The sequence below is a fragment of the Mesorhizobium waitakense genome (assembly GCF_056431085.1).
In genome coordinates this window covers 1,309-2,802 of record NZ_JBWKME010000005.1, presented here as the reverse complement: position 1 = coordinate 2,802, position 1,494 = coordinate 1,309, and the positions used below count along the sequence as shown (strand labels likewise).

Sequence of the window (1,494 nt, the reverse complement as noted above, 5' to 3'; positions counted from 1 at the left end):
GCCATTCTCGACCTCTTCACGCGGTCGCCACCCCGCAGATGTCCTCACTGTGAGAAGCTGCTCGCACACGCCCTCAAACCTAAACTGCCAAAGTAGTGCTAGGCCGTAGACTCATTACCGCGTAGCCAGATGCGGACTGAGACGAGTTTTAGGGCGGCAAGGTAGTTTTCGGCTAGCTTGTCGTAGCGAGTTGCGATGCGCCGGAACTGCTTGGCCTTGTTGAAGAACCGTTCGACAAGGTTGCGCGCCTTATAGAGGAATGGGCTGAAGCAGATCGGTTCCTTGCGGTTGGCCTTGGGCGGGATGTTGGCCCATGCCTTTCGCTCGGTGACAGCGTTCCGCAAGGCGTTGGCATCATAGCCCTTGTCGGCGAGTAGCATGGCACCCTCTGGCAATTCCTCGATCAAGTCCGCTGCGGAGGCGATGTCACTCATCTGGCCTGCCGTGAGCGTCAGCTTGATCGGCCTGCCTTGGGCGTCGACAAGAGCATGAATCTTGGTTGTCAGCCCGCCTCGGGAACGACCGAGACAATGATCTCGATCCCCCTTTTTGCCGTCGCGCCCTGCTGATGGACGCGAACAATGGAGGTGTCGATCATCTGCACCGTGCCGTCATGGTCTTTGGCTATGACATCCATGAGGCGGTCCCACACACCTGCTTTTCGCCATCGGACGAAGCGATTGTAGCAAGTGGTGCGCGGGCCGTATCGCTCCGGCAGATCGCGCCAAGGCGCACCAGATCGCAGCACCCAGAAGATACCATTCAGCACTCTGCGGTCGTCTACGCGCGGCACTCCTCTTGGTTTGTTGGGGAGAAGCGCCTCGATCACGCGCCATTCGAAGTCGGTCAGGTCATATCGGCTCATGCTGAGCCTGAATCAGAATTTGCTGCAACATGAAAGCAGCTATTCGCCTACAGACCCCCAAACAGAACTTTCAGCGACGTTTCGGACGAGGCCTGGGCGCGCCACCTCGCCAGTTGTTTCTGAGATCGCTCAGCTTCCGAGCATTGACATAGTCTGAGCCCATGTAACCGATGAAGCAGTTCCGAATTTTTTCGCGCATCAGCATTGCCGATGGAGAGCCCATGGGCCTTTGATCGCCTTCCGCCATGAAAAGCCAGTCGACGAATTGTTCTGCCGTCACCCTTCCTCGTTCGGGAAAGAAATCGGTAACATGAACAAAACCATCGTCTTGCAAGCTGCCGCAATAGCCGTAGCCTGTGCAAACAGCCCTCATGAGTCCGTCGAAATCTGGTCTGTTTGGCATGGGAAACCCGGCGACCGGGTCAAAAATAATGATACTGCAATCAATCATGCAGTCTGCCAACTCGTCAATCCCGAACGTCCACCTTCCACCTAGGCCGGTCGTCCCGATTTATGGGTTCACGGCCTAGCATTACAGTTGCATATTTATCTATGGTCTGAATCTATGGATCACCATGATTCGGAGGTCATGGATGACAGGTGCATCAATCGAAACTACGCTTGAGCTT

At 55.6% G+C, this 1,494-nt stretch carries 1 protein-coding gene and 1 pseudogene; both read right to left on the bottom strand.

Going from position 1 to position 1,494, the window contains the following annotated elements; translation table 11 throughout:
* Positions 1–98: 98 nt before the first annotated feature.
* Positions 99–865 (bottom strand): annotated as a pseudogene (locus AC07FD_RS00530) (IS5 family transposase).
* A 70-nt stretch (positions 866–935) separates the two neighbouring features.
* Positions 936–1,328, bottom strand: a complete 393-nt coding sequence (locus AC07FD_RS00525) for a hypothetical protein (protein ID WP_478348207.1) — start codon at positions 1,326–1,328, stop codon at positions 936–938.
* Positions 1,329–1,494: the final 166 nt, after the last annotated feature.